Annotated in this window: 23 protein-coding genes and 1 pseudogene; 7 read left to right on the top strand and 17 right to left on the bottom strand. The window is 61.5% G+C overall.

Annotation, left to right across the window (positions count from 1 at the left end):
• Window positions 1–88 precede the first annotated feature (88 nt).
• Both pgeF and rluD read right to left on the bottom strand, forming a co-directional pair.
• The gene (gene pgeF / locus BM70_RS0114050; RefSeq protein ID WP_025856593.1) at window positions 89–814 is read right to left on the bottom strand and encodes a peptidoglycan editing factor PgeF; all 726 of its coding nucleotides are present in this window, start codon (window positions 812–814) and stop codon (window positions 89–91) included.
• Window positions 811–1,773, bottom strand: coding sequence for a 23S rRNA pseudouridine(1911/1915/1917) synthase RluD (rluD, locus tag BM70_RS0114045; RefSeq protein ID WP_025856592.1), 963 nt, complete (start codon window positions 1,771–1,773; stop codon window positions 811–813). The genes pgeF and rluD overlap by 4 nt, the downstream gene beginning before the upstream one ends.
• A 149-nt stretch (window positions 1,774–1,922) precedes the next feature.
• On the opposite strand from rluD, the gene BM70_RS0114040 reads away from it, so the two are divergent.
• Both BM70_RS0114040 and BM70_RS32375 read left to right on the top strand, forming a co-directional pair.
• Window positions 1,923–2,948: an outer membrane protein assembly factor BamD gene (locus tag BM70_RS0114040; protein ID WP_025856591.1), complete on the top strand. Its 1,026-nt coding sequence runs from the start codon at window positions 1,923–1,925 to the stop codon at window positions 2,946–2,948.
• A 124-nt stretch (window positions 2,949–3,072) separates the two neighbouring features.
• A complete protein-coding gene (locus tag BM70_RS32375; protein ID WP_081782068.1) occupies window positions 3,073–3,306 on the top strand; it encodes a PP0621 family protein in 234 nt (77 codons plus the stop codon).
• Here the strand turns inward: BM70_RS32375 and thiO are convergent.
• The 5 genes from thiO to pilV form a co-directional block, all read right to left on the bottom strand.
• Entirely contained in the window at window positions 3,293–4,402 is a 1,110-nt protein-coding gene (thiO, locus tag BM70_RS0114030) for a glycine oxidase ThiO (RefSeq protein ID WP_025856589.1), read from the bottom strand. The two genes, BM70_RS32375 and thiO, sit on opposite strands and share 14 nt — an antisense overlap.
• A gap of 62 nt (window positions 4,403–4,464) precedes the next feature.
• The gene (locus tag BM70_RS0114025; RefSeq protein ID WP_025856588.1) at window positions 4,465–4,866 is read right to left on the bottom strand and encodes a type IV pilin protein; all 402 of its coding nucleotides are present in this window, start codon (window positions 4,864–4,866) and stop codon (window positions 4,465–4,467) included.
• Window positions 4,867–4,877: 11 nt separating this feature from the next.
• Window positions 4,878–5,408, bottom strand: coding sequence for a PilX N-terminal domain-containing pilus assembly protein (locus tag BM70_RS0114020; protein ID WP_025856587.1), 531 nt, complete (start codon window positions 5,406–5,408; stop codon window positions 4,878–4,880).
• A 7-nt stretch (window positions 5,409–5,415) separates the two neighbouring features.
• Complete coding sequence (locus BM70_RS0114015; protein ID WP_025856586.1) at window positions 5,416–6,123, bottom strand: PilW family protein; 708 nt, start codon at window positions 6,121–6,123, stop codon at window positions 5,416–5,418.
• A complete protein-coding gene (gene pilV / locus BM70_RS0114010; RefSeq protein WP_025856585.1) occupies window positions 6,120–6,605 on the bottom strand; it encodes a type IV pilus modification protein PilV in 486 nt (161 codons plus the stop codon). Before pilV ends, BM70_RS0114015 begins: the two co-directional genes overlap by 4 nt.
• A 193-nt stretch (window positions 6,606–6,798) precedes the next feature.
• Between pilV and BM70_RS0114005 the strand changes: the two genes are divergently transcribed.
• Window positions 6,799–7,380 carry a GspH/FimT family protein gene (locus BM70_RS0114005; RefSeq protein ID WP_025856584.1) on the top strand — a complete coding sequence of 194 codons (582 nt, stop codon included), beginning with the start codon at window positions 6,799–6,801 and terminating at the stop codon, window positions 7,378–7,380.
• On the opposite strand, the gene ispH is transcribed toward BM70_RS0114005, so the two are convergent.
• The 6 genes from ispH to murJ all read right to left on the bottom strand — a co-directional run bounded on the left by ispH (window position 7,334) and on the right by murJ (window position 14,859).
• Window positions 7,334–8,281: a 4-hydroxy-3-methylbut-2-enyl diphosphate reductase gene (ispH, locus tag BM70_RS0114000; protein WP_025856583.1), complete on the bottom strand. Its 948-nt coding sequence runs from the start codon at window positions 8,279–8,281 to the stop codon at window positions 7,334–7,336. The two genes, BM70_RS0114005 and ispH, sit on opposite strands and share 47 nt — an antisense overlap.
• Before the next feature lie 185 nt (window positions 8,282–8,466).
• Window positions 8,467–8,904, bottom strand: a complete 438-nt coding sequence (gene fkpB, locus BM70_RS0113995) for an FKBP-type peptidyl-prolyl cis-trans isomerase (RefSeq protein ID WP_177326556.1) — start codon at window positions 8,902–8,904, stop codon at window positions 8,467–8,469.
• A gap of 7 nt (window positions 8,905–8,911) precedes the next feature.
• A complete protein-coding gene (gene lspA, locus BM70_RS0113990) occupies window positions 8,912–9,424 on the bottom strand; it encodes a signal peptidase II (protein WP_025856581.1) in 513 nt (170 codons plus the stop codon).
• Window positions 9,417–12,248: an isoleucine--tRNA ligase gene (gene ileS, locus BM70_RS0113985; protein WP_025856580.1), complete on the bottom strand. Its 2,832-nt coding sequence runs from the start codon at window positions 12,246–12,248 to the stop codon at window positions 9,417–9,419. The genes lspA and ileS overlap by 8 nt, the downstream gene beginning before the upstream one ends.
• Before the next feature lie 14 nt (window positions 12,249–12,262).
• Window positions 12,263–13,201 carry a bifunctional riboflavin kinase/FAD synthetase gene (gene ribF, locus BM70_RS0113980; protein ID WP_025856579.1) on the bottom strand — a complete coding sequence of 313 codons (939 nt, stop codon included), beginning with the start codon at window positions 13,199–13,201 and terminating at the stop codon, window positions 12,263–12,265.
• Window positions 13,202–13,320: 119 nt separating this feature from the next.
• Window positions 13,321–14,859, bottom strand: a complete 1,539-nt coding sequence (gene murJ / locus BM70_RS0113975; RefSeq protein WP_025856578.1) for a murein biosynthesis integral membrane protein MurJ — start codon at window positions 14,857–14,859, stop codon at window positions 13,321–13,323.
• Window positions 14,860–15,112: 253 nt separating this feature from the next.
• Here murJ and rpsT point away from each other — a divergent pair, with 253 nt between their 5' ends.
• A complete protein-coding gene (rpsT, locus tag BM70_RS0113970) occupies window positions 15,113–15,391 on the top strand; it encodes a 30S ribosomal protein S20 (protein ID WP_016976313.1) in 279 nt (92 codons plus the stop codon).
• 369 nt (window positions 15,392–15,760) lie between these two features.
• Here rpsT and BM70_RS0113965 read toward each other — a convergent pair whose 3' ends face one another.
• A complete protein-coding gene (locus BM70_RS0113965) occupies window positions 15,761–16,246 on the bottom strand; it encodes a peptidylprolyl isomerase (RefSeq protein WP_003188398.1) in 486 nt (161 codons plus the stop codon).
• Between BM70_RS0113965 and BM70_RS31260 the strand changes: the two are divergent.
• From BM70_RS31260 to BM70_RS0113950, 3 genes and pseudogenes are all read left to right on the top strand, one after another.
• Window positions 16,215–16,554, top strand: a pseudogene (locus BM70_RS31260) (DUF3565 domain-containing protein). The gene BM70_RS0113965 and the pseudogene BM70_RS31260 sit on opposite strands and share 32 nt — an antisense overlap.
• A gap of 60 nt (window positions 16,555–16,614) precedes the next feature.
• Window positions 16,615–18,714 (top strand): phosphate acetyltransferase, encoded by a 2,100-nt coding sequence (gene pta, locus BM70_RS0113955; protein WP_025856577.1) that lies wholly within the window; start codon window positions 16,615–16,617, stop codon window positions 18,712–18,714.
• Entirely contained in the window at window positions 18,715–19,614 is a 900-nt protein-coding gene (locus tag BM70_RS0113950; protein ID WP_025856576.1) for an acyltransferase, read from the top strand.
• A 151-nt stretch (window positions 19,615–19,765) separates the two neighbouring features.
• Here BM70_RS0113950 and cysN read toward each other — a convergent pair whose 3' ends face one another.
• The 3 genes from cysN to BM70_RS0113935 all read right to left on the bottom strand — a co-directional run bounded on the left by cysN (window position 19,766) and on the right by BM70_RS0113935 (window position 23,508).
• Window positions 19,766–21,664 carry a sulfate adenylyltransferase subunit CysN gene (gene cysN, locus BM70_RS0113945; protein ID WP_025856575.1) on the bottom strand — a complete coding sequence of 633 codons (1,899 nt, stop codon included), beginning with the start codon at window positions 21,662–21,664 and terminating at the stop codon, window positions 19,766–19,768.
• A gap of 9 nt (window positions 21,665–21,673) precedes the next feature.
• Window positions 21,674–22,591, bottom strand: a complete 918-nt coding sequence (gene cysD / locus BM70_RS0113940) for a sulfate adenylyltransferase subunit CysD (RefSeq protein WP_025856574.1) — start codon at window positions 22,589–22,591, stop codon at window positions 21,674–21,676.
• Window positions 22,592–22,749: 158 nt separating this feature from the next.
• The gene (locus tag BM70_RS0113935) at window positions 22,750–23,508 is read right to left on the bottom strand and encodes a Nif3-like dinuclear metal center hexameric protein (protein ID WP_025856573.1); all 759 of its coding nucleotides are present in this window, start codon (window positions 23,506–23,508) and stop codon (window positions 22,750–22,752) included.
• Window positions 23,509–23,606 lie beyond the last annotated feature (98 nt).

The following is a 23,606-nucleotide window of genomic DNA, read 5'->3' as shown; positions in this document are numbered from 1 at the left end:
CCAGATACCCCTATAGATGGGGTGGATTCTGGAAGATTCAAGCGACAGATGCTTGATGTGAGTCAGTGTTGACCCAGATCAGCTGAGTCTAGCGTTCAAGCCAGATAAGGGAGGCAAAACGCCCGGTGCGAGGGCTGCGCCGGTAGGAAAAGAAGCGCGGGTCGGTCACCGTGCAGAACCCACCCCCATAAACAGCAGTGACGCCACGCACTGCAAGGCGCAGGCGAGCCAGGGTATAGATGTCGGCCATGAACTTGCCCGGATTGCGGCTTGGCACAAAGGCTTCGGCAGAGATCGGCAGTTGCTGCATGAAAGCCTCACGCACTTCCGGGCCGACTTCAAAGGCTTGCGGGCCAATCGCCGGGCCCAGCCAGACCAACACTTCGCCAGGTTCGGCGTCGAGGCTTTCAAACGCAGCTTCCAGTACGCCCGCCGCCAGGCCACGCCAACCGGCGTGAGCCGCCGCCACGCGAGTGCCAGCGCGGTTGCAGAACAACGCCGGCAGGCAATCGGCGGTCATTGACGTACAGGCGATGCCTGGGGTGCCGGTCCAACTGCCATCGGCTTCGGCGGTACGCGCCGGATCGGCCTCAACCACGTTTATCCCGTGGACTTGGCGCAACCAGGCAGGCTGTATGTCGAATACGTCGGTTAGACGACCGCGATTTTCAAGCACGGCCTCCAGGCTGTCCTCGACATGATCGCCCAAATTGAGGCTGTCGAACGGCGCCAGGCTGACGCCGCCGGCCCGAGTGGTGACGCAGGCTTTCACCTGAGCCGGCGCGGGCCAGTCAGGAATCAGCCAGTCATTCACCCGACAAACGCCTCGCGATCCTGCTTGAGCAACGACAGCAACCAGACCAGGTCGTCCGGCAGAGGCGATTCCCAGCTCATCCGCTTACCACTCGTCGGATGATCAAGTTCCAGGAAGCGTGCATGCAGCGCCTGGCGCGGGAAGTTTTTCAGCGATTCGACCATGGTTGCACTGGCCGCTGGCGGAATACGGAAGCGACCACCGTAGGCCGGATCTCCGACCAACGGGAAATTGATGTGCGCCATGTGCACGCGAATCTGGTGAGTACGACCGGTTTCCAGCTTGACCCGCACGTGGGTGTGGGAGCGGAAACGCTCGAGCACACGGTAGTGGCTGACGGCCTGCTTGCCGCCTTCCATCACCGCCATGCGCTGGCGCTGCTGGCCGTGGCGACCGATAGGCGCGTTGATCTTGCCACCGGCCACCACCACGCCGATCACGATGCACTCGTAGATCCGACTGACGCTGCGGCTTTGCAATTGTGTGACCAACTGCGTCTGCGCCTGAATGGTCTTGGCTACCACCATCAAGCCGGTGGTGTCCTTGTCCAGGCGGTGCACGATGCCGCAGCGCGGGACATTGATGATGTCCGGCACGTGGTGCAGCAAGGCATTGAGCAAGGTGCCATCAGCGTGCCCGGCCGCCGGGTGAACCACCAGGCCTGCGGGTTTGTTGATGACCAGGATGTCGTCGTCTTCATAGACGATATCCAGCTCGATGTCCTGGGCAACCCATTCTCCCTGGGCTTCCTGCTCGGCAGTCAGCTCAAGAATCGCACCGCCATGCACTATGTCTCGCGGGCGGATAACCGCTCCATCCACAGTCAGGCGGCCGTCTTTGATCCAGGCGGAAAGGCGCGAGCGCGAGTGCTCAGCGAATAATTGTGCGGCGACTTGATCGAGGCGTTGGCCGCCCAATTCGGACGGCACCTCTGCGCGAAGTTCAATTTTATCGGACATGCTCAGACTAGGCGTGGCACAGCCTTTGGTTTCGGCTGCGCGCTTGTGGTTAAATACGGCGTCTTTTGCCCCGAGGCTTTCAACGGGGCGCTCATCATAACAGGACGGCCCCGCCCAAGACAGCGGCCGTCATAGGGACGCAAGCCGCCATGCAAGTGAAACACCTGCTGCTGATCGCCATCCTCGCCATGACTGCTGCTTGCTCGTCAACAAAGGACGTCGTCGACGAAAACCTGAGTGAAGTCGAGTTGTATCAACTGGCTCAGAAAGACCTGGACAACAATAGCTACACCAGCGCCACAGCGAAGCTGAAGGCCCTGGAGTCGCGCTATCCGTTCGGGCGCTACGCCGACCAGGCCCAGCTCGAACTGATCTACGCCAACTACAAGAACGCCGAGCCGGAAGCTGCCAAGTCCGCCGCCGAGCGTTTCATCCGCCTGCATCCGCAGCACCCGAACGTCGACTACGCCTACTACATGAAGGGCCTGACCTCGTTCGACCAGGACGTCGGCCTGTTGGCGCGCTTCCTGCCGCTGGACATGACCAAGCGTGACCCGGGCGCTGCCCGCGACTCCTACAACGAGTTCGCCCAGCTGACCAGCCGCTACCCCAACAGCCGCTACGCACCGGACGCCAAGCAGCGCATGATCTACCTGCGCAACCTGCTGGCTTCCTACGAGATCCACGTCGCCCACTACTACCTGACTCGCCAGGCCTATGTAGCGGCCGCCAACCGTGGTCGTTATGTGGTGGAAAACTTCCAGGAAACCCCATCCGTGGGTGATGGCCTGGCGGTGATGACCGAGGCTTACCAGCGCCTGCACCTGGACGAGCTGGCCAGTACCAGCCTGGAAACCCTCAAGCTCAACTACCCTGACCACCCAAGCCTGAAAGACGGCCAGTTCGTGCCTCAGGTGGCTGAAGCGGACAACCGCTCGTGGCTGAGCAAGTACACCTTGGGTCTGATCGAGTCCCGTCCACCGCTGCCGCCGGGCGAAACCCGCGCCAACCAGGACGTGATCAAGCAGTTCCAGGACGCCAAGGAAGCCATTCCTTCGGACCTCAAGCCACACGACGAGAACGGCGACGTGATCGAAGAGGAAGAGCCGCAGGCCCTCGGCAACAACCAGGACCGCTCGTGGTTCAGCTACATGACCTTCGGCGTGTTCGACTGATTGCAGCCTGCGTCATCAAGAAGGAGCCTTTCGAGGCTCCTTTTTTGTGGGCGGTATTATTGCGCTGTGCGCCTGGCACGTCCTTGGCTAAACTGGCGCATTCCTTGTCGAGAAACTGCCCATCATGCTTCGTCTACTGTTCTGGATTGCTGTCATTGCCGCCGCAGTATGGTTCTGGCGCAAATTCAAAAGCCCGGCCGCCAAACAGCAACGCGCCAATGAGCCCGATGCTGCCTTGATGGTCCGTTGCGCTCACTGCGGTGTGCATCTGCCGCAGGATCGCGCCTTGAGTTCCCGTCAGGAATGGTATTGCACCCAGGCGCACCTTGAGCAAGGGCCGAAGTCTATCCAGCGTTGATCCGACCTTCAGGCGCATAGGGCGCCGGGTCGATGATCGGCGCACGCGCCAGCAGCAAGTCGGCGAACAACTGGCAGGACGCCGGTGCGAGCACCAGGCCGTTGCGGTAATGCCCGCAGTTGAGCCACAACCCTTTGAAGCCCGGCACTTGGCCGATGTAAGGAATGCCCTCCGGCGAACCGGGGCGCAATCCGGCCCAATGCCCGACCACTTCGGCGTCCGCCAAGGCGGGAATCAACTCCACCGCTGACGCCTTCAGGCTTTCCAGCGCCGTTTCAGTCGGGGTCTTGTCAAAGCCTTCATGCTCCAGGGTACTGCCGATCAGGATGTGCCCGTCACGCCGAGGGATCGCATAGCGCCCCTTGGCCAGGACCATGCTCGACAGGAAGTCCGAGGCGCACTTGTACAGGATCATCTGCCCCTTGACCGGCGCCACCGGTAGCGACAAGCCCAGTGTGCCCAGCAACTCACCGCTCCAGGCCCCCGCTGCCAGGACCACCTGATCGCCCAGGATCGGGCCCTGCGCCGTGTTCACACCCACCACACTGCCGCCGTCCAGTACAAACCCGGTGACCTCGCATTGCTCATGGACGGTCACGCCAGGCAATGCCAGCAGCGCGGCCTTGAGGGATTTGACCAGGCGCGGGTTGCGCACATTGGCGACGTTGGCCATGTAGATCGCCTGGGAGTAACCACCACCCAGCACCGGAACGGCGTCATGGGCGGCCGAGACATCCACTTTGCTCAACGGGCGACCTTCACGTGCAGCCCAGGCCAGCGCTTCGGCTTCGTCATCCAGGTCCAGCCAGTACAGGCCTGTGGTGTGCACCTCCGGGTCAATACCCGTAGCCGCGAACAAGCGCTCCGCCAACTGTGGATAAAAATCCTGCGACCAATGGGCCAGCGCTGTGACTGCCGGGCTATAGCGCCACGGATACAGGGGCGAGACAATGCCACCACCCGCCCAGGAAGACTCCTGCCCCACCCCTGCGCGCTCCAGCAGCACCACCGCCTGCCCCTGGGTGGCCAGGTTGAACGCCGTCAACAAACCGATGACTCCGCCACCGACAATCACTACCTGCTGTTGCTCTGCCATCATTTGATCCAGCCGATAAATAGGAACAAGCGCACCCGGCGCCCAATCATCCAGCACCCTCATCATTGCCCCCAGCACAGCTTGCGCGACATTTCAGGTGCCGCGCCTGGGTTGGTCCGCGTACCGGTGCTGGTCAGGCTGAAGTCGCCACAAGGGTCGCCGCGCATCACCGAGTCGACGACGGGCGTAGCCACCAGCAGGAAATCCTGAGGGTTCAATGCAGCGGTGATTCTATAGCGATCATTGCCCGCACTGACGCCGCTTGCATCAATAAAAGTGCCGTTCCTCGCATAAAAGCGCTCCAGGTGTTGAGCCTGCTCGGTCAATAGCCCGACGACTTCTGCGCGATACACCTTTTTGACGTGGCCGGTATAGCCGGGGTATGCGATCCCGGCCAGAACCGCGATGATCGCCACGCCGATCAGTAGCTCGATCAGGGTAAAGCCTTGGCTGTCCATGCCCATTCCGTTGCTCCTTATTGAAGTTGCCGCCATGCCACCCGCCGAAAACGCGAATCGCCCTCCTCTTCCACCCGCGCGTAGATGCTCTCCAGCACCGTGCGCAATGGGCCACTCAGCCCGACTGCCGTCACTCGATACACCGCGGCCGGGGTTTGCGGCGGTAAATGCGCCAGCCCTGTCGCGGGCCCCAGGAATTGGACGCCGTACAGACCGCCCTTCAGCGTCATCCAGGTGACGCCCGACACAGGGTCCACTCCGGGGCCTACTACCGAAAATGCCCCTTCCGGCGGCGCACACGCCACAATCGAGTGACATAAACGCAACGTCGAAAATGACCGCTGTACGGCCGATTCCCCACGCCTCAGGCCACTCTCGGCACTTTGCAGCGACTGATTGCGGAGCCAGAGGCTGGCGGCGATTTTTTGCTGGGTGACTGCACCCTGCATCGATGACAAACCGACCAGCGACAACAGCAGCAGGAACACCAGGCTGATGAGCAACACCATGCCCGACTGCCGTAAACGAATACCCTCAGTAAGCGTCATGGCCGTGCTACCCCAGACGGTTGCGCAGCGCTGCCGCGACGCTATAGGTTTGATCCTTTACAAGGCCGGCCGGGTCTTGCAGCGTCAACAGGATGCGCACGCTGCGTATCAAGGACGCATCGGCCGGAGCAGCGTCGTAGCGCACAACGTTTAACGATGCCGGCTTGGCGGCGACGCCAAAACTGATATCGAACGCCTTCACGTTATCCACCAGTACGGCCTTGGCGGGCGATGCAGGCGTGCTGACCTTCAATTGGCCTGCTTCGAAGGTGTAGGTAAGTTGGCGTAATGCAAAACGGATCTGTCCGGGTGCGGGTGCCGGGGCATGCCCGACATAGGCCTGGGCGGTACCGGTGCAATCGGACAATACCGTCCAGTCCGGCTTGCCAGCTCCATCACCGACCTCCGCCGTCACCAGCGTCAGCGACTGTGTACCCGCCCCGACGCTCCAGCGCACAGGCTGATCGAAAGCCGGCGGCGCATTGTCGATAAAACCCGTGGCCAAACAGCCAAACATGCCCGCCTGGCGAATGTCCTGAATCATCTTGCCCAGCACGAACCGCGCATCATCCTGCAGCAACATGGCGGCCTGCTGGCTGGCGTGAGTAGCTCTGGAATTGATCGCCACCTGGCCACCGCCAAGCACCAGCACCAACCCCATGGCCAAAGCCAGCAACAACTCCACCAGGCTGAACCCTCGGGCGCGGCACCTCATTGCGCGACCTCGGGGTTATCGCCAATGCGACTGGTCAGGGTGAAAGTTTCCCGAGCGCCCGACCTGTTGGCGCCTCGACTGTCATCCCAACTGATGCTGACGGTCACCTCGCTCCCACTGATCGACACCGAGCCGCTGGCACTCTCCCCGGCGAAACCGAGAATGTTCGCCTCGAAATCATGCAAGTCCTGGTTGCGCACGTTCGCGCTGGCACTGTTGGCCAGGGCCCCCTCGGACCGGCCCCAAGCGTAGTCAGCGCCAACATTGGCTCGAATCCGATCAAGCATGTCATAGGCGATGAAACTGGCCTGGCTGGTCATCCTGGAACTGTCGGTGTACTTGAGCGCATTGAGCTGGATCACCGCCGCGCCCAGCAGGCCGACGGCGAGAATCAGCGTCGCGACCAGTACCTCGATCAGCGTCATGCCGGCTTGGTGCCGGTTCAGGTCTTGGGGCAAACAAGTGTTCGTGCAGGCAAGCATTACCGTCGTCATCCGTGTCGAGGTCCGAAATAGAGCAGGTAAAACCTGCTGTGCGGCCCAAGACTAGCGCCGGTTTTTCGCCTGCGCTGCTCCGGGAACAAAGGGAAATACTTTGGACATAAAGGCCATCATCCAGCGCCCCAACCGGGGCGCTATACCTAGGGCTGCACTCATATCCACGGAGGGATGGCACATGCACCAACGCGGTTTTACCCTGATCGAACTGCTGCTCGGACTGCTCCTGAGCGGCATCCTCGCCAACCTGGCAGTGCCTGGTTTCAAGCACCTGCTGGAATCACAGGAGCGACAGAGCGCGGCTCACGCCTTGACGCAAGGGCTGCGCTACGCCCGCACGGAAGCCATCGCACGCAACCGGGCGGTGGTCATTCACGCGCGGGAAGACAACTGGAGCCTGGGTTGGCGGGTAATCGTGGACATGAGCGGGCGCGGCCACCAGGACAATGACAACCCGGTGTTGCTGGAACGCCAGGACAGTGGGCAGGCTCCGATCGTGGGCAATGGGCCGCTCAAGAGCCAGGTGCGCTTCAGCGGGATGGGCGAGCCGATATTTTCAGGGGGAGGGTTTCGCGCGGGCACGGTGCATGTGTGTACCACGGACCAGGCGCAGAGCCTGCATCAGATCGTGCTGGCGCCCAGCGGGCGCATCAGCCTGCGCAGCGACCGTGCCGAGCAGGCGTTGTGCCGGAGCGAGTCCGGCCCCCGAACACTCACAGCAGTGAGCGAACCCGCAGTTCCTTGGGCATCGAGAACGTGATGTTCTCTTCGCGGCCGGCCAGTTCATCGGCACCAGTGGCGCCCCAGGCATGCAACTGCTGGATAACGCCGCGTACCAGCACTTCCGGGGCCGACGCGCCCGCGGTGATACCAATGCGCTCGACGCCATCGAACCAGCTGCGCTGCATGTCTTCGGCGCCGTCGATCAGGTACGCCGGCGTTGCCATGCGCTCAGCCAGCTCGCGCAGGCGGTTGGAGTTGGAGCTGTTAGGGCTGCCGACGACCAGGACCACATCGCACTCATCGGCCAATTGCTTGACCGCGTCCTGCCGGTTCTGCGTGGCGTAGCAGATGTCGTCCTTGCGCGGCCCACCGATGGCCGGGAAGCGGCTGCGCAGCGCATCGATCACGCGACTGGTGTCATCCATGGACAAGGTGGTCTGCGTCACGAATGCCAGGCGCTCGGGGTTGTGCACCTGCAGGTTGGCGACGTCTTTTTCGTCTTCCACCAGGTAAATGGCCCCGCCATTGCTAGCATCATATTGCCCCATCGTGCCTTCGACTTCCGGGTGACCGGCATGGCCGATCAGGATGCACTCGCGACCGTCACGGCTGTAGCGCGCGACCTCGATGTGCACCTTGGTAACCAACGGGCAGGTGGCATCGAAGACTTTCAGGCCGCGGCCTGCCGCTTCGGTACGCACCGCCTGGGAAACACCGTGGGCACTGAAGATGACGATGACGTCGTCCGGCACCTGGTCCAGCTCTTCGACAAAGATGGCACCGCGCGCGCGCAGGTCTTCGACCACGAATTTATTGTGGACGACTTCATGGCGCACATAGATCGGCGGCCCGAAGACTTCCAGGGCGCGGTTGACGATTTCGATCGCCCGGTCCACACCGGCGCAGAAGCCACGGGGGTTGGCGAGTTTGATTTGCATGCTGTGCCTCGTGTCTTGCAGCGCAAGAAATTGGATCAACTCAGCTCTATAAGAGTAAGCCTTTGTGGGAGCCGGGCTTGCCCGCGATGCAGACGACTCGGTGTATCAGGTACACCGAGGTGATGCAATCGCAGGCAAGCCAGCTCCCACACAAGCCCTACCCCAAAATAGGCCAGAGTCGTCTGCTAGATCGCTTTAACGCTGAAGATTTCAACATCAAAGGTCAAGGTTTTACCGGCCAACGGGTGGTTGAAGTCGATGGTCACTTGCGCGTCATCGAAGGTTTTTACCACGCCGGGCAGTTCGGTATTGGCCGCATCGTTGAAGATCACCAACAAACCTTCAGACAGGTCCATGTCCTGGAACTGCGAACGCGGGATGATCTGCACGTTTTGCGGGTTGGGCTGGCCAAAGGCGTTTTCCGGCAGGATCTGCAGGGTACGCTTGTCGCCAGCCTTGAAGCCGAACAGGGCCGCTTCGAAACCCGGCAGCAGGTTGCCATCACCGACCTTGAAGGTGGCCGGTGCCTTGTCGAACGTGCTGTCGACCGTGTCGCCATTCTCCAGGCGCAATGCGAAATGCAAAGTGACTTCCGTGTTCTGGCCGATGCGTTGCTCAGCCAATACCTGATCAGTCATTGACGGTCTCTCCGGTTTTCTTGCTTTTGAACATATCCAACGCCAGCATGATTGCACCGACGGTGATGGCGCTGTCGGCAAAGTTGAACGCCGGGAAGTAATGGCGGTTCTGCCAATGCACCAGAATGAAGTCGATCACATGGCCCAGGGCAATGCGGTCGTACAGGTTGCCCAGCGCGCCGCCCAACACGAGGGCCAAGGCGATCGCCAGCCAGGTGTCATCGCGGCCGAGGCGCTTGAGCCACACCACCAGTATCGCACTGACCACCACGGCGATCAGGGCGAACAGCCAGCGCTGCCAGCCGCCGCCATCCGCCAGGAAGCTGAAGGCGGCGCCGGTGTTGTAGGCCAGGGTCCAGCTGAAATAGTCGGGGATCACCACGATCTGCTGGAACATCTCCAGGGAGCCCTCGAAATGAGCCTTGCTGACCTGGTCGATGACCAGGACCAGCACGCTCAGCACGAGCCAGCCCAGACGTCCGAAACGACTGGCTGAGTTAGGCATAGTGACGAACCTCGCCTTCACCGCTGATGTTGTCGACGCAACGACCACAGATTTCCGGATGCTCGGGGTTCACGCCAACATCCTCACGGCAGTGCCAGCAACGGGCGCACTTGGGGAAGGCCGACTTGACGACTTTGAGCTTGAGGCCCGGTACTTCGGTGGCGACCGCGTCCGCCGGGGCCTGGGCAAACGGTGCCAGGCTCGCGGTGGAGGTGATCAGCACGAAACGCAGTTCGTTGCTCAGCTTGGCCAGGTCGGCGGTCAGGCCTTCCTCGGCAAACAGGGTGACTTCGGCTTGCAGGTTGCCACCAACGGCCTTGGCCGCACGCTGCACTTCCAGCTCCTTGTTCACCGCGACCTTCACGGCCATCACGCCTTCCCAGAACTCGCGGCCCAGTTCGAAATCTGCCGGCAGTTCGGTCAGGCCTTCGTACCAGGTGTTGAGCATCACCGACTCGTTGCGCTCGCCCGGCAGGTATTCCCACAGTTCGTCGGCGGTAAACGCCAGGATCGGTGCGATCCAGCGCACCAGCGCTTCGCTGATATGGTACAGCGCGGTCTGCGCCGAGCGGCGCGCCTTGCTGTTGGCGCCGGTGGTGTACTGGCGGTCCTTGATGATGTCGAGGTAGAAGCCACCCAGCTCCTGCACGCAGAAGTTGTGGATCTTCGAGTAGACGTTCCAGAAACGGTATTCGCCGTAGTGCTCCTGCAACTCGCGTTGCAGCAGCAGGGTACGGTCCACGGCCCAACGGTCCAGGGCGAGCATGTCCTCGGCCGGCAGGATGTCGGTGGCCGGGTTGAAACCGGTCAGGTTCGACAGCAGGAAGCGCGCGGTGTTACGGATGCGGCGGTAGGCATCGGCGCTGCGCTGCAGGATCTGGTCCGACACGGCGATTTCGCCCGAGTAGTCGGTCGACGCGACCCACAGACGCATGATGTCGGCGCCCAGGGTGTCGTTGATCTTTTTCGGCTCGATCACGTTCTTCAACGACTTGGACATCTTGCGGCCCGTCTCGTCGACAGTGAAGCCGTGGGTCAGCAGTTCGCGGTACGGCGCGTGATTGTCGATGGCGCAACCGGTCAGCAACGACGAGTGGAACCAGCCACGGTGCTGGTCCGAGCCTTCCAGGTACAGGTCGGCACGCGGGCCGGTTTCGTGACCCATCGGGTGCGAGCCGCGCAGCACGTGCCAGTGGGTGGTGCCGGAGTCGAACCACACGTCGAGGGTGTCGCTGATCTTGTCGTACTGCGGCGCTTCGTCGCCCAGCAGCTCGGCGGCGTCCAGCTTGAACCAGGCTTCGATGCCTTCCTGTTCAACGCGCTGGGCCACGACTTCCATCAGTTCGACGGTACGTGGGTGCAGCTCGCCGCTTTCCTTGTTCAGGAAGAACGGGATCGGCACGCCCCAGTTACGCTGGCGGGAGATGCACCAGTCAGGACGGTTGGCGATCATCGAGTGCAGGCGCGCCTGGCCCCAGGCCGGAACGAACTGGGTGTCTTCGATGGCTTTGAGCGAACGTACACGCAGGGTGTCGCCGCTGGTCGGCTCTTTGTCCATGCCGATGAACCACTGCGCGGTGGCGCGATAGATCAGCGGGGTCTTGTGGCGCCAGCAGTGCATGTAGCTGTGCTGGATGGTGGCGGTTTGCATCAGCGCACCGACTTCACGCAGCTTGTCGATGATCGGCTGGTCGGCCTTGAAGATGAACTGGCCGCCGAAGAACTCGAGCGAAGGCACGTAGACGCCGTTGCTTTGCACCGGGTTGATGATGTCGTCGTTGACCAGGCCGTATTTTTTGCAGATGACAAAGTCGTCTACGCCATAGGCCGGCGAGCAGTGAACAATGCCAGTGCCCGAACCCAGTTCGACGTAGTCAGCCAGGTACACCGGCGACAGGCGATCATAGAACGGGTGACGGAAATTGATCAGTTCCAGCGCGGAGCCGGTGGTGGTCGCAATCACCGAACCTTGCAGCTCGTAGCGGGCCAGGCAGGCCTCGACCATTTCCTCGGCCAGCACCAGCAAGCGATCACCGACGTCCACCAGGGCATAGGTGAATTCCGGGTGTACGTTCAGCGCCTGGTTGGCCGGGATGGTCCACGGGGTGGTGGTCCAGATCACGATGGCCGCAGGCTTGCCCAGGCTGGCCAGGCCAAAGGCCTCGGCCAGCTTGGCGTCGTCGGCGATCGGGAAGGCCACGTCGATGGTCGAGGACTTCTTGTCTTCGTACTCGACTTCCGCTTCGGCCAGGGCTGAACCGCAGTCGAAGCACCAGTTCACGGGCTTGAGGCCCTTGAACACGAAACCACCCTTGACGATCTCGGCCAAGGCACGGATTTCACCGGCCTCGTTCTTGAAGTTCATGGTCTTGTACGGGTTGTCCCATTCGCCGAGCACACCCAGGCGGATGAATTCGGACTTCTGCCCTTCGATCTGCTCGGTGGCGTAGGCACGGCACAGTTCGCGGGTCTTATCCGCGCCCAGGTTCTTGCCGTAGGTCACTTCGACTTTGTGTTCGATCGGCAGGCCGTGGCAGTCCCAACCCGGGACATACGGCGCGTCGAAGCCCGACAGGGTCTTCGAGCGCAGGATCATGTCCTTGAGAATCTTGTTCAGCGCATGACCGATGTGAATCGTGCCATTGGCATAAGGAGGGCCGTCGTGCAGGACGAATTTCGGACGATCCTTGCCAATCTCGCGCAACTTTCCGTACAGGCCAATACTGTCCCAGCGCTGCAGGATCTGCGGTTCGCGCTGTGGCAGGCCGGCCTTCATTGGGAAGGCGGTGTCCGGAAGGTTTAGCGTGGCTTTATAGTCGGTCATTTAAGGCTCTTCGGTTAGCGATGGGCGCTAGGTGCGGCTAGTGCACGGGCGGCGGCGACATCCGCATTGATCGCCGTTTTCAACGCCTCAAGCGAGGCGAAACGCTGCTCTTCACGCAGCTTCTGGTGGAAAACCACCGTCAAACGCCGGTCATACAGATCACCGGCAAAATCCAACAGATGAACTTCCAGGTGGGCCTTGCCATCACCTGCAACCGTGGGCCTGACACCTATGTTGGCGACTCCCGGCCACGATTGGCCGTCGATGTCGACGCTCACCAGGTAAACCCCGGTCAGCGGCACGCGACGGCGCTTGAGTTGCACGTTGGCGGTTGGCGTGCCCAATTGGCGCGCCAGCTTCTGGCCGTGCAGGACCCGTCCGGCAATGCGGAACGGGCGGCCGAGCAAACGCTCGGCCAAGGCGAAGTCGGCGGCGGCCAGGGCATTACGCACCTGGGTACTGCTCACGCGCAGGCCGTCCAGTTCGACGGTTTGCGCGGCTTCGACGGTAAAACCTTGCTTAACGCCGGCATGCTGCAGGAAATCGAAATCCCCGACGCGGTCGCAACCAAAACGGAAGTCGTCGCCGACCTCCAGATGCTGCACACCCAGGCCATCGACCAGGATGCGGTCGACAAACTCGGCGGCGCTCAGGCTTTGCAAACGCTGGTTGAAAGCCAGGCAGAGGACGCGGTCCACGCCTTCTTCAGCCAGCAATTGCAGCTTGTCGCGCAGACGGGCCAGGCGCGCCGGCGCTGTCTCGGGCGTGAAATATTCCCGCGGCTGTGGCTCAAAAATCACCACGCAGCTGGGCACGCCCAACTCGACCGCACGCTCGCGCAGCCGGGCCAGGATAGCCTGGTGGCCACGGTGAACACCGTCAAAGTTGCCAATAGTGGCGACGCAGCCCCGATGCTCGGGGCGCAGGTTGTGGAGACCTCGAACCAGCTGCATAACGCGCTTCTTGCTCATAAAGTGGTCGATTATAACCACACCCGGCCCCGGACGACAGGCAACAGCACCGGCCAAATGGATCGAATCGATAAAACAACCGTTTTATCGCAGCAAACTCTCTAGCTCAGCGACTTGCGATTGAAATCCCGCAGCCGGAAGCCTTGCAGCAGCAACATCCCGAAGTACACCACCACGCCAGCGACGACCAGCACGCCAAGGCGCATGAAACGCTCCAGCATATGGCCTTCGTCCCAGGCGGGCATGAAGTGCATCAGGCCCACCAACACAGCCGACATCGCCCCCACGGCCACCAGCAGCTTGAGAGCAAACAGGCCCCAACCTGGCTGCGGCTGGAACATTTGCTGCTTGCGCAGCTGGTAAAACAACAGCCCGGCGTTGATGCACGCGCCCGCGCTGATGGCCAAGGCCAGGCCGGCGTGGGCCAGCGGGCCGATAAACACCAGGTTGAGCAACTGCGTGACGACCAGCGTGAAAATCGCAATCTTGACCGGTGTACGGATGTTTTGCTGGGCGTAGAAGCCAGGGGCCAGCACCTTGATCACGATAATGCCGAGCAGGCCGACGGAGTAGGCAACCAGCGCGTGCTGGGTCATCAGGGCGTCATGGGCATCGAATTGTCCGTATTGGAACAGCGACACGGTCAGCGGCTCGGCCAGGATCCCTAGCGCCAGGGCACATGGCAGCACCAGTACAAAGCACAGGCGCAGGCCCCAGTCGAGGATGCGCGAGTATTCCTGGCGGTCTTTGCTCGCGTAGGTGCGCGCCAGGGTCGGCAGCAGGATCGTGCCTAGCGCCACGCCCAGCACGCCGGACGGCAACTCCATCAGGCGGTCGGCGTAGTACATCCACGACACCGAGCCGGACACCAGCAGCGACGCGAACGCCGTGTTGATAATCAGCGAAATCTGGCTGACCGACACACCGAGGATCGCCGGCAACATATTGCGCATCACACGCCACACGCCGGTGTCCTTGAGGTTCAGGCGCGGCAATACGAGCATGCCGATCTTTTTCAGGTGTGGCAGCTGGTACAGCAGTTGCGCCAGGCCCCCGGCCAGTACGGCCCAGCCCAGGGCCATTACCGGCGGATCGAAGTACGGCGTCAGGAACAGCGCGAAGATGATCATGCTGACGTTCAGCAGGGTCGGCACGAACGCTGGCACCGAGAAGCGGTTCCAGGTATTGAGGATCGCCCCGGCCAGGGATGAAAGGGAGATCAGCAATATATAAGGAAAGGTCACGCGCAGCAGGTCAGTGGTCAGCGCGAATTTTTCCGGCGTATTGGCAAAACCAGGAGCCGTGGCCCAGATCACCCAGGGAGCCGCGAGCATGCCGAGGACGGTCACCAGCATGAGTACCAGGGTCAACAGGCCGGAAACGTAGGCAATAAAGGTACGGGTGGCTTCCTCACCTTGCTGGGTCTTGTATTCGGCCAGGATCGGCACGAACGCTTGGGAAAACGCGCCTTCGGCGAAGATCCGCCGCAGCAGGTTGGGCAGCTTGAAGGCAATAAAGAAGGCATCCGTGGCCATGCTGGCGCCAAAAATGCGCGCCAGCAGGGTGTCACGCACAAACCCCAAAACCCGGGAGATCATCGTGATAGAGCTGACGGCGGCCAACGATTTGAGCAGATTCATTGAAAGAGTTTGCGCCTATAGATAAAGAGCAGGCGAACAAAGCGCCCACTTATGCGATACTGCGCGCCTGCAACAGCACAGAGCCAAAGCTCGCGAGTTTACAGGTCAAGCGCCGGAAATAAATCACCCGCCTCTTCAGATCGACCACTCAGCAGTTCGCATCAGCCGCCCTTGACAACCCATCAAGTCATCGGCATGATTCGCGGCCTATTTTGTTTGCTATTTCCTAAAAAGTCTTTCGAGGAGCTCGACGGTGGCCAACACACCTTCCGCCAAAAAACGTGCAAAACAGGCTGAGAAGCGTCGCAGCCACAACGCCAGCCTGCGTTCCATGGTTCGTACCTACATCAAGAATGTAGTTAAAGCCATCGACACCAAAGACGCTGAAAAAGCCCAAGCTGCTTACGTTCTGGCTGTGCCAGTTATCGACCGTATGGCCGATAAAGGCATCATCCACAAGAACAAGGCCGCTCGCCATAAGAGCCGCCTGAATGGCCACATCAAGGCTCTGAGCGTTGCTGCTGCAGCCTAAGTGGTAACAACTGCAACGCAGCCCCGGTTGCGAAACAGTTAAGAAATGCCCCGTACCGAAAGGTCCGGGGCATTTTTGTTTGTGCCTTACAAACCCTCTTGTGGTGGGAAGCTTCTGTGGTGAGCGGGCTTGCCCGCACTGGGCTGCGCAGCAGCCCCAATACATTCAACGCGTTCCTCCAGACAGAATCCAATTTCAGGTTTTAGGGCCGCTTCGCGCCCCAGCGCGGGGCAAGCCCGCTCACCACAAAAAACCCACTCACCACAAAAAGCCCGCTCACCACAGGAAACCGGTCCACCAAAAAACACAGGCAAAAAAAACGCCCCGAACCAGTCGGGGCGTTTTTGCTACCGTTTGATCAAACCACGATCAATGGTGATGACCGCCTTCACCGTGGACGTGACCGTGAGCCACTTCTTCCTGGGAGGCGTCGCGGATAGCAACGATCTTCACTTGGAAGTTCAGGCGCTGGCCAGCCAGTGGGTGGTTACCGTCGACGGTCACGTCATCGCCGTCCAGGTCACGGATGGTGACGATCTGCATTTGGCCGTCCGGCGCGGAGGCGTGGAACTGCATGCCCACTTCCAGCTCGTCAACGCCTTCGAACATGCTGCGGCTCAGGGTGCTGACCAGTTCGGCCGAGTACTCGCCATAGGCATCTTCAGGTTCTACGGCAACGGTCAGCTCATCACCGACGTTCTTGCCTTCCAGCGCCTTTTCCAGGCCTGGGATGATGTTACCTGCGCCTTGCAGGTAGACCAGCGGCGCGCCGCCGGCGGAGCTGTCGATGACCTCACCAGCGTCGTTGGTCAGGGTATAGTCGATGGAGACAGCCTTGTTAGCGGCGATCGTCATGGGGCGAGACCTTTTGCATAAGAATGAAGAACGGACAAGTCTAAACAAGGATTTGCCCGAAAGCGAATAGAACCCGGACGGACGGGACCGATCAACGGCATCCTTCATCATCGGGTTCCACCAGGATGAGGACCGGCACTGGGTGGCCGAGCTGTCCTGCGGCCACACCCAGCACCTGCGCCACCAGCCGCCCTGGCAGTCGCGCGCCTGGGTACTCGAGCCTGCGCAACGTATTGAAAAAATAGGCCAGCCCTTTGCCTGCGGCTGGTGTGCGCAGGAGCGCGAATAACGATAACCTTGGCGCCTGATTCGCGGTAGACGCTCAGCTATAGAGCGCCACCCAAGCCATGCACCTCCAGAGAATTCGCATGCAGACTTTTTTTATCGCGCCCACCGATTTTGGTGTGGGTCTGACCTCCATCAGCCTTGGGCTGGTGCGTACCCTTGAGCGAGCCGGGCTGAAAGTCGGCTTCTTCAAGCCGATTGCCCAGCCGCACCCCGGCGATACCGGCCCCGAGCGCTCCACCGAGCTGGTGGCGCGCACCCATGGCCTCAAGCCGCCACAGCCCCTCGGCCTGGCTCACGTAGAGCGCATGCTCGGCGACGGCCAGCTCGACGAACTGCTCGAAGAAATCATCACGCTGTACCAGCAAGCCGCCGTGGGCAAGGACGTGCTGATCGTCGAAGGCATGGTGCCAACCCGCAGCGCCAGCTATGCGGCGCGGGTCAACCTGCACCTGGCCAAGAGCCTGGATGCGGAAGTGATCCTGGTCTCGGCCCCGGAAAACGAAGTGCTCACCGAACTCTCCGGGCGCGTGGAACTGCAGGCCCAGCTGTTCGGCGGCCCGAAAGACCCGAAAGTACTCGGCGTGATCCTCAACAAGGTGCGCACCGACGAAAGCATGGAAGCCTTCTCGGCACGCCTCAAAGAACATTCGCCATTGTTGCGCAGCGGCGATTTCCGCCTGCTCGGCTGTATCCCCTACCAGCCGGAACTCAACGCACCGCGCACCCGCGACGTCGCCGACCTGATGGGCGCGCAGATACTCAACGCCGGCGACTACGAAACCCGGCGCATGACCAAGATCATCATCTGCGCCCGCACCATGCGCAACACCGTGGAGCTGCTCAAGCCCGGCGTGCTGGTGGTGACGCCCGGCGACCGCGACGACATCATCCTCGCCGTCAGCCTGGCGGCGATCAACGGTGTGCCCCTGGCCGGCCTGCTGCTGACCAGCGACACCCTGCCCGACCCGCGCATCATGGAGTTGTGCCGTGGCGCCTTCCAGGCCGGGTTGCCGGTGCTATCAGTGAGCACCGGCTCCTACGACACCGCCAACCAGCTCAACAGCCTCAATAAAGAAATTCCCATTGATGACCGCGAGCGTGCGGAGATCATCACCGACTTCGTCGCCAGCCACCTCGATGCGCGCTGGCTGCACCAACGCTGCGGCACGCCACGGGAAATGCGCCTGTCACCGGCAGTGTTCCGCTACCAACTGATCCAGCGTGCCCAGGCGGCCAACAAGCGCATCGTACTGCCCGAAGGCAGCGAGCCACTGACCGTGCAAGCTGCCGCCATCTGCCAGGCGCGGGGCATTGCCCGTTGCGTGCTGCTGGCCAAGCCGGCGGACGTGGAAGCGGTCGCCCGCGCCCAGGGCATCGAACTGCCCGAAGGCCTGGAGATCCTCGACCCGGACCTGATTCGCCAACGCTATGTCGAACCAATGGTGGCGCTGCGCAAGAGCAAGAGCCTCAACGCGCCGATGGCCGAGCAGCAGTTGGAAGACACCGTGGTGATCGCCACCATGATGCTCGCGCTGGATGAAGTCGATGGCCTGGTCTCCGGCGTCATTCACTCCACCGCCAACACCATCCGCCCTGCCCTGCAGCTGATCAAGACCGCACCGGGCTGCACGCTGGTGTCGTCGGTGTTCTTCATGCTGTTCCCCGAGCAGGTGCTGGTGTACGGCGACTGCGTGATGAACCCGCACCCGAGCGCCGCCGAGCTGGCGGAGATTGCCCTGCAAAGCGCCGACTCGGCGGCCGCGTTCGGCATCACCCCGCGCGTGGCAATGATCAGCTACTCCAGCGGCGACTCGGCCAGCGGTGAGGAAGTCGAAAAAGTCCGCGAAGCCACCCTGCTCGCCCACGAGCAGCAAAGCTCGCTGCTGATCGACGGGCCGCTGCAATACGATGCCGCCGCCAACGAAAACGTGGCCCGGCAACTGGCCCCCAACAGCCAGGTCGCCGGCAAGGCCACGGTATTTGTGTTCCCCGACCTCAACACCGGCAACACCACCCACAAGGCCGTGCAGCGCAGCGCCGATTGCGTGAGCCTGGGGCCAATGCTCCAAGGCCTGCGCAAACCGGTCAACGACCTGCCACGCGGCGCCCAGGTGGACGACATCGTGTACACCATCGCGCTCACCGCGATCCAAGCCGCCAACCGACCTATGGATATCTAAATGCTGGATTTTCTACCTGCCGCCGTGCGCGGGGTGATCGCTTCGCTGTTGTTGGCGCTGAACACGATCCTGCTGTGCTCGTTCCTGTTCATCGTCGCGTTGTTCAAGGCCTTGCCATTTGCCAAGCGCTTCAGCGAATGGCTGATGAACCACACCCATGAGGCCTGGGTGACCAACAACAAAGGCTGGATGAACCTGGTGCAGCGCACACGCTGGCATCTCACCGGCCTGGAAGGGCTGGACTATCAGCACTCGTACCTGGTGACCAGCAACCACCAGAGCTGGGTCGACATCATGGTGCTGCAATACGTGCTGAACCGCCGGATTCGCCCGCTGAAATTCTTCCTCAAGCAGGAGCTGATCTGGGTGCCGGTGATTGGCCTGGCGTGGTGGGCGCTGGGCTTCCCGTTCATGAAGCGCTACACCAAGGCGTACCTGGAAAAGCACCCGGAAAAGAAAGGCAAGGACCTGGAAACCACCCGCAAGACCTGTGCGAAGTTTCGCAACAACCCGGTGGGCATTTTCAACTTTGCCGAGGGCACGCGGTTTACGCCGGGCAAACATGCGCAGCAGAACTCGCCGTTTCGCTACCTGCTCAAGCCCAAGGCCGGTGGTATCGCGTTTGCGCTGGATGCCATGGGTGAGCAGTTGAAATCGCTGGTCAACGTGACCATTCACTATCCGACCGGGCGTCCCGGGTATTGGGATTTGCTGTGTGGGAATGTGAAGGATGTCGTAGTGCACTTTGAAGAAGTGCAGATTCCGGCTGAATTCATTGGCAAGAATTATGAGCAGGATGGGACGTATCGGTTGGCGTTCCAGGGGTGGATCAATCGATTGTGGGAAGAGAAGGATGCGCTGCTGGACACGCTGCATCAGGAATATCCGCGCAAGCCTTGAGGGCCTCATCGCCGGCAAGCCGGCTCCTACAATTGATCGCATTCCAATGTAGGAGCCGGCTTGCCGGCGATAGCATCCGACGCAACACCCACAATGCAAAAGCCCGCCACCGATCACGTCGGTGGCGGCTTTTGCATTGTGGCCGCGAGGGTTAGATCGCGCCGCGCTGACGCAACAGCTCCAGCACTTGCTTGACGCTCTCTTCCAGCGACAGGGCCTGGGTGTCGATGACCAGGTCGGCATTCAACGGCACGTCGTAGGGGAAGGACTCGCCCGGGATGTTATCCCCGCCCGCCGCGTACAAGCCTTGCGGGTCACGCTCGGCGCACACCAGCGGCGACGCTTGCACGTAGACCGTCAGCAGACGATCAGCGCCGATCAACGCCTTGGCCTGTTCGCGGCCTTCGGCATCCGGCGCCACAAACGCGGCCAGGGTAAGCAGGCCCGCTTCGTTGAACTGCCGCGCCACGTGGGCGGCACGACGCCAGTTCTCGGTACGGCCGGCACGGTCCTGCGGCAAGCCCTTGTTCAGGTCGTGGCGCAGGTTCTGGCCATCCAGTACGAACACCGCACGGCCCATGTCGAACAGCTTGCGCTCGACCGCGTAGGCCAAGGTGCTCTTGCCAGCGCCGGACAGGCCGCTGAACAACACGGTGGCCGGTTGCTGGCCGAAGCGCAGGGCGCGCTCTTCGGTGGCGACGTGAGCCAACTTGCCGTGTTGCGCCGAGCTACCGTGAGTGACCGGCGGCGCGATGATCATGCCCGCAGCCACGGTGCCATTGGTCAGACGGTCGATGACAATGAACGCGCCCGTGGTGCGGTTGCTGTCGTAGCCGTCCAGGGCGATGGCGGCGTCGAGGCTGACCTTGACGCGACCGATCTCGTTCAGTTGCAGCGAACTCGCCGGGCCTTCGGCCAGGGTGTTCACATCCACACGATGCACGATGCTGGTGATGGAACCCGGCACGTAGCTGGTGGCGCGCTTGATGTCGTACTTCTTGCCCGGCAGCATCGGTTCTTCGGCCATCCACACCAGCATGGCGTCGAAGGCGTCGGTCACTTGCGGCACGTTGTCGGCATGTACCAGCAAGTCGCCACGGGAGATGTCGATCTCGTCTTCCATGGTCAGGGTCACGGCCTGGCCTGGGCCTGCGTGCTCCAGCTCACCTTCAAAGGTGACGATGGATTTGACGCGGCTGCTCTTGCCCGACGGCAGCACCACGACGTCGTCGCCCTTGTGCACGATGCCGCTGGCCAGGGTGCCGGCGAAACCACGGAAGTTCAGGTTCGGACGGTTGACGTACTGCACCGGGAAGCGCAAGTCGGTGTAGTTGCGGTCGTTGGCGATCTCGACGGTCTCGAGGATCTCCATCAGCGACTGTCCGGTGTACCAAGGCGAACGCTCGCTCTTGTTCACCACGTTGTCGCCCTTGAGCGCCGACATCGGCACAAAGGCCAGGGTGCTCGGCTTGAAGGCAATACCGTCGGCGAACTTCAGGTAATCGGCCTTGATCTGCTCGAATACGCTTTGGTCGAAGCCATTGATGTCCATCTTGTTGACGGCCACCACGATGTGCTTGATGCCCAGCAACGAGGCGATAAAGCTGTGGCGACGGGTCTGGGTCTGCACGCCGTAGCGGGCGTCGATCAGGATGATCGCCAGGTCACAGGTGGACGCACCGGTGGCCATGTTGCGGGTGTACTGCTCATGGCCGGGGGTGTCGGCGATGATGAATTTGCGCTTGGCGGTGGAGAAGTAGCGGTAGGCAACATCGATGGTGATGCCCTGCTCACGCTCGGCCTGCAGGCCGTCGACCAGCAAGGCCAGGTCGATATCGTCACCGGTAGTGCCGGACTTCTTCGAATCGCGGGTGATGGCTTCCAGGTGATCTTCGTAGATCATCTTGGAGTCGTGCAGCAGGCGCCCGATCAGGGTGCTCTTGCCGTCGTCGACGTTGCCACAGGTCAGGAAGCGCAACATTTCCTTGCGCTCGTGCTGGCCCAGGTAGGCGAGGATGTCCTCGCTGATCAAATCAGATTGATGCGACATGACAGCCCCTTAGAAATAGCCTTGACGTTTTTTATCTTCCATCGAGCCTGCACCATCGTGGTCGATGACACGGCCCTGGCGCTCGGAAGTTCGCGTCAGGAGCATTTCCTGAATGATGTCCGTCAGCGTCTCGGCTTCGGACTCCACCGCGCCCGTCAACGGGTAGCAGCCAAGGGTACGGAAACGTACTTTCTTTTTGACGATTCGGGCTTTGTCTTCGTCGGACAGGTGCTCGAGGATGCGGTCGTCGTCGATCATGATCAACGTGCCGTTCTTCTCGATCACTTCGCGTTCGGCGGCGAAGTACAGCGGAACGATCGGGATGCCTTCCAGGTAGATGTACTGCCAGATGTCCAGCTCGGTCCAGTTGGACAGCGGGAACACACGGATGGACTCGCCCTTGTTGACGTTGCCGTTGTAGACGTTCCACAGCTCGGGGCGCTGGTTCTTCGGGTCCCAGCGGTGCTTGCTGTCACGGAACGAGTACACGCGCTCTTTGGCGCGGGATTTCTCTTCATCGCGACGGGCACCGCCGAATGCGGCGTCGAAACCATGCTTGTCCAGGGCCTGCTTGAGGCCTTCGGTCTTCATGATGTCGGTGTGCTTGGCGCTGCCGTGGGTGAACGGGTTGATGCCCTGCGCCACGCCGTCCGGGTTGACGTGGGTGATCAGTTCCAGGCCCAGCTCCTCGACCATCTTGTCGCGGAACGTGTACATCTCCTGGAATTTCCAGCGAGTGTCGACGTGCATCACCGGGAACGGCAGCTTGCCCGGAAAGAAGGCCTTGCGCGCCAGATGCAGCATCACGGCGGAGTCTTTACCGATCGAGTAGAGCATCACCGGGTTGTCGAACTCGGCGGCGACCTCGCGGATGATGTGGATGCTTTCCGCCTCCAGCTGTTTCAGATGCGTCAGTTTGTCGACCATGGTTACTCACGGAAAAACGATCTTATGGACGGCCAGCGGGCCGTGTTCGAGCGGGGCATGCTAGCACAGCACCTGCTTCTATTCAGGGAGCGGGCTAGATCGAAACGGTATATGAATATGCCCGTCCGTTCGGGTGCGCACGGCCCCTGCAGGCGTGATCAGATCGGGTTTGGGCAATCGATGAACAAATGCTCCAGGGCGAAACGCCGCGCCAGGTAATCCCCCAGCGCCTGCACGCCGTAACGCTCGGTGGCGTGATGGCCGGCGGCGATGAAGCTGATGTCGTTTTCCCGCGCGCTGTGGAAGGTCTGCTCGGAAGCCTCGCCACTCAGGAACAGATCGACACCGGCGGCAATCGCGTCGTCGATGTAGCCCTGGCCACCCCCGGTGCACCAGCCGACGCGGCGGATCATCTCGCTGCCTTCGATCAGGAGGGGCTCGCGACCCATGACTTCCTGCACGCGGCGCGCAAAGTCGCGGGGCAACAGCGGCTCGGCGAGGGAGCCAACCAGGCCGACGATTTTGGGGTTGCTCGGGTCCAGCGGGCCTTCGACGGTAATGTCCAGCTGGCGAGCGAGTTGCACGTTATTGCCGACCTCGGGGTGCAGGTCCAGCGGCAGGTGGTAGGCCAACAGGCTGATGTCGTGCTTGAGCAGGGTTTTGAGGCGGCGCTGCTTCATGCCGGTGATGCAGGGGTTTTCACCTTTCCAGAAATAACCGTGGTGCACCAGGATCAGATCCGCCTGGGCTTCAACGGCCGCGTCCAGCAGGGCCTGGCTGGCGGTCACGCCGCTGACGATGCGCATGACCTGGGGCCGCCCCTCGACCTGCAGGCCGTTGGGGCAATAATCGGCAATTTTTGCACTGCCAAGGTAGCGGTCCGCTTCCTCGACGAGGGTGGTAAGGGGGACGGCCATAAAAGACTCCTAAATATCCCGTTCGAAGGCGCTCGCAGCCTCGTATAATGCGCGACATTATGGGCGCTCTCCCGCCCCCTGCAACCTGTCAGGACTTA

The sequence above is a fragment of the Pseudomonas sp. CHM02 genome (assembly GCF_000612585.1).
In the GTDB taxonomy this organism is placed as follows: Bacteria; Pseudomonadota; Gammaproteobacteria; order Pseudomonadales; family Pseudomonadaceae; genus Aquipseudomonas.
This window is presented reverse-complemented; position numbering and strand designations above follow the sequence as displayed.

Coding starts and splice junctions, on each gene's coding strand:
- thiO (WP_025856589.1), bottom strand. CDS start 4,402: ATGGCAGAGCAACAGCAGGTAGTGATTGTCGGTGGCGGAGTCATCGGT.
- rluD (WP_025856592.1), bottom strand. CDS start 1,773: ATGTCCGATAAAATTGAACTTCGCGCAGAGGTGCCGTCCGAATTGGGC.
- BM70_RS0114015 (WP_025856586.1), bottom strand. CDS start 6,123: ATGAGGTGCCGCGCCCGAGGGTTCAGCCTGGTGGAGTTGTTGCTGGCT.
- lspA (WP_025856581.1), bottom strand. CDS start 9,424: ATGCCTAACTCAGCCAGTCGTTTCGGACGTCTGGGCTGGCTCGTGCTG.
- BM70_RS0114005 (WP_025856584.1), top strand. CDS start 6,799: ATGCACCAACGCGGTTTTACCCTGATCGAACTGCTGCTCGGACTGCTC.
- BM70_RS0114025 (WP_025856588.1), bottom strand. CDS start 4,866: ATGGGCATGGACAGCCAAGGCTTTACCCTGATCGAGCTACTGATCGGC.
- ileS (WP_025856580.1), bottom strand. CDS start 12,248: ATGACCGACTATAAAGCCACGCTAAACCTTCCGGACACCGCCTTCCCA.
- cysD (WP_025856574.1), bottom strand. CDS start 22,591: ATGGTCGACAAACTGACGCATCTGAAACAGCTGGAGGCGGAAAGCATC.
- BM70_RS0113965 (WP_003188398.1), bottom strand. CDS start 16,246: ATGACGATCGCCGCTAACAAGGCTGTCTCCATCGACTATACCCTGACC.
- BM70_RS32375 (WP_081782068.1), top strand. CDS start 3,073: ATGCTTCGTCTACTGTTCTGGATTGCTGTCATTGCCGCCGCAGTATGG.
- BM70_RS0114040 (WP_025856591.1), top strand. CDS start 1,923: ATGCAAGTGAAACACCTGCTGCTGATCGCCATCCTCGCCATGACTGCT.
- murJ (WP_025856578.1), bottom strand. CDS start 14,859: ATGAATCTGCTCAAATCGTTGGCCGCCGTCAGCTCTATCACGATGATC.
- cysN (WP_025856575.1), bottom strand. CDS start 21,664: ATGTCGCATCAATCTGATTTGATCAGCGAGGACATCCTCGCCTACCTG.
- BM70_RS0113950 (WP_025856576.1), top strand. CDS start 18,715: ATGCTGGATTTTCTACCTGCCGCCGTGCGCGGGGTGATCGCTTCGCTG.
- pta (WP_025856577.1), top strand. CDS start 16,615: ATGCAGACTTTTTTTATCGCGCCCACCGATTTTGGTGTGGGTCTGACC.
- BM70_RS0114020 (WP_025856587.1), bottom strand. CDS start 5,408: ATGACGCTTACTGAGGGTATTCGTTTACGGCAGTCGGGCATGGTGTTG.
- ispH (WP_025856583.1), bottom strand. CDS start 8,281: ATGCAAATCAAACTCGCCAACCCCCGTGGCTTCTGCGCCGGTGTGGAC.
- ribF (WP_025856579.1), bottom strand. CDS start 13,201: ATGCAGCTGGTTCGAGGTCTCCACAACCTGCGCCCCGAGCATCGGGGC.
- BM70_RS0113935 (WP_025856573.1), bottom strand. CDS start 23,508: ATGGCCGTCCCCCTTACCACCCTCGTCGAGGAAGCGGACCGCTACCTT.
- pilV (WP_025856585.1), bottom strand. CDS start 6,605: ATGCTTGCCTGCACGAACACTTGTTTGCCCCAAGACCTGAACCGGCAC.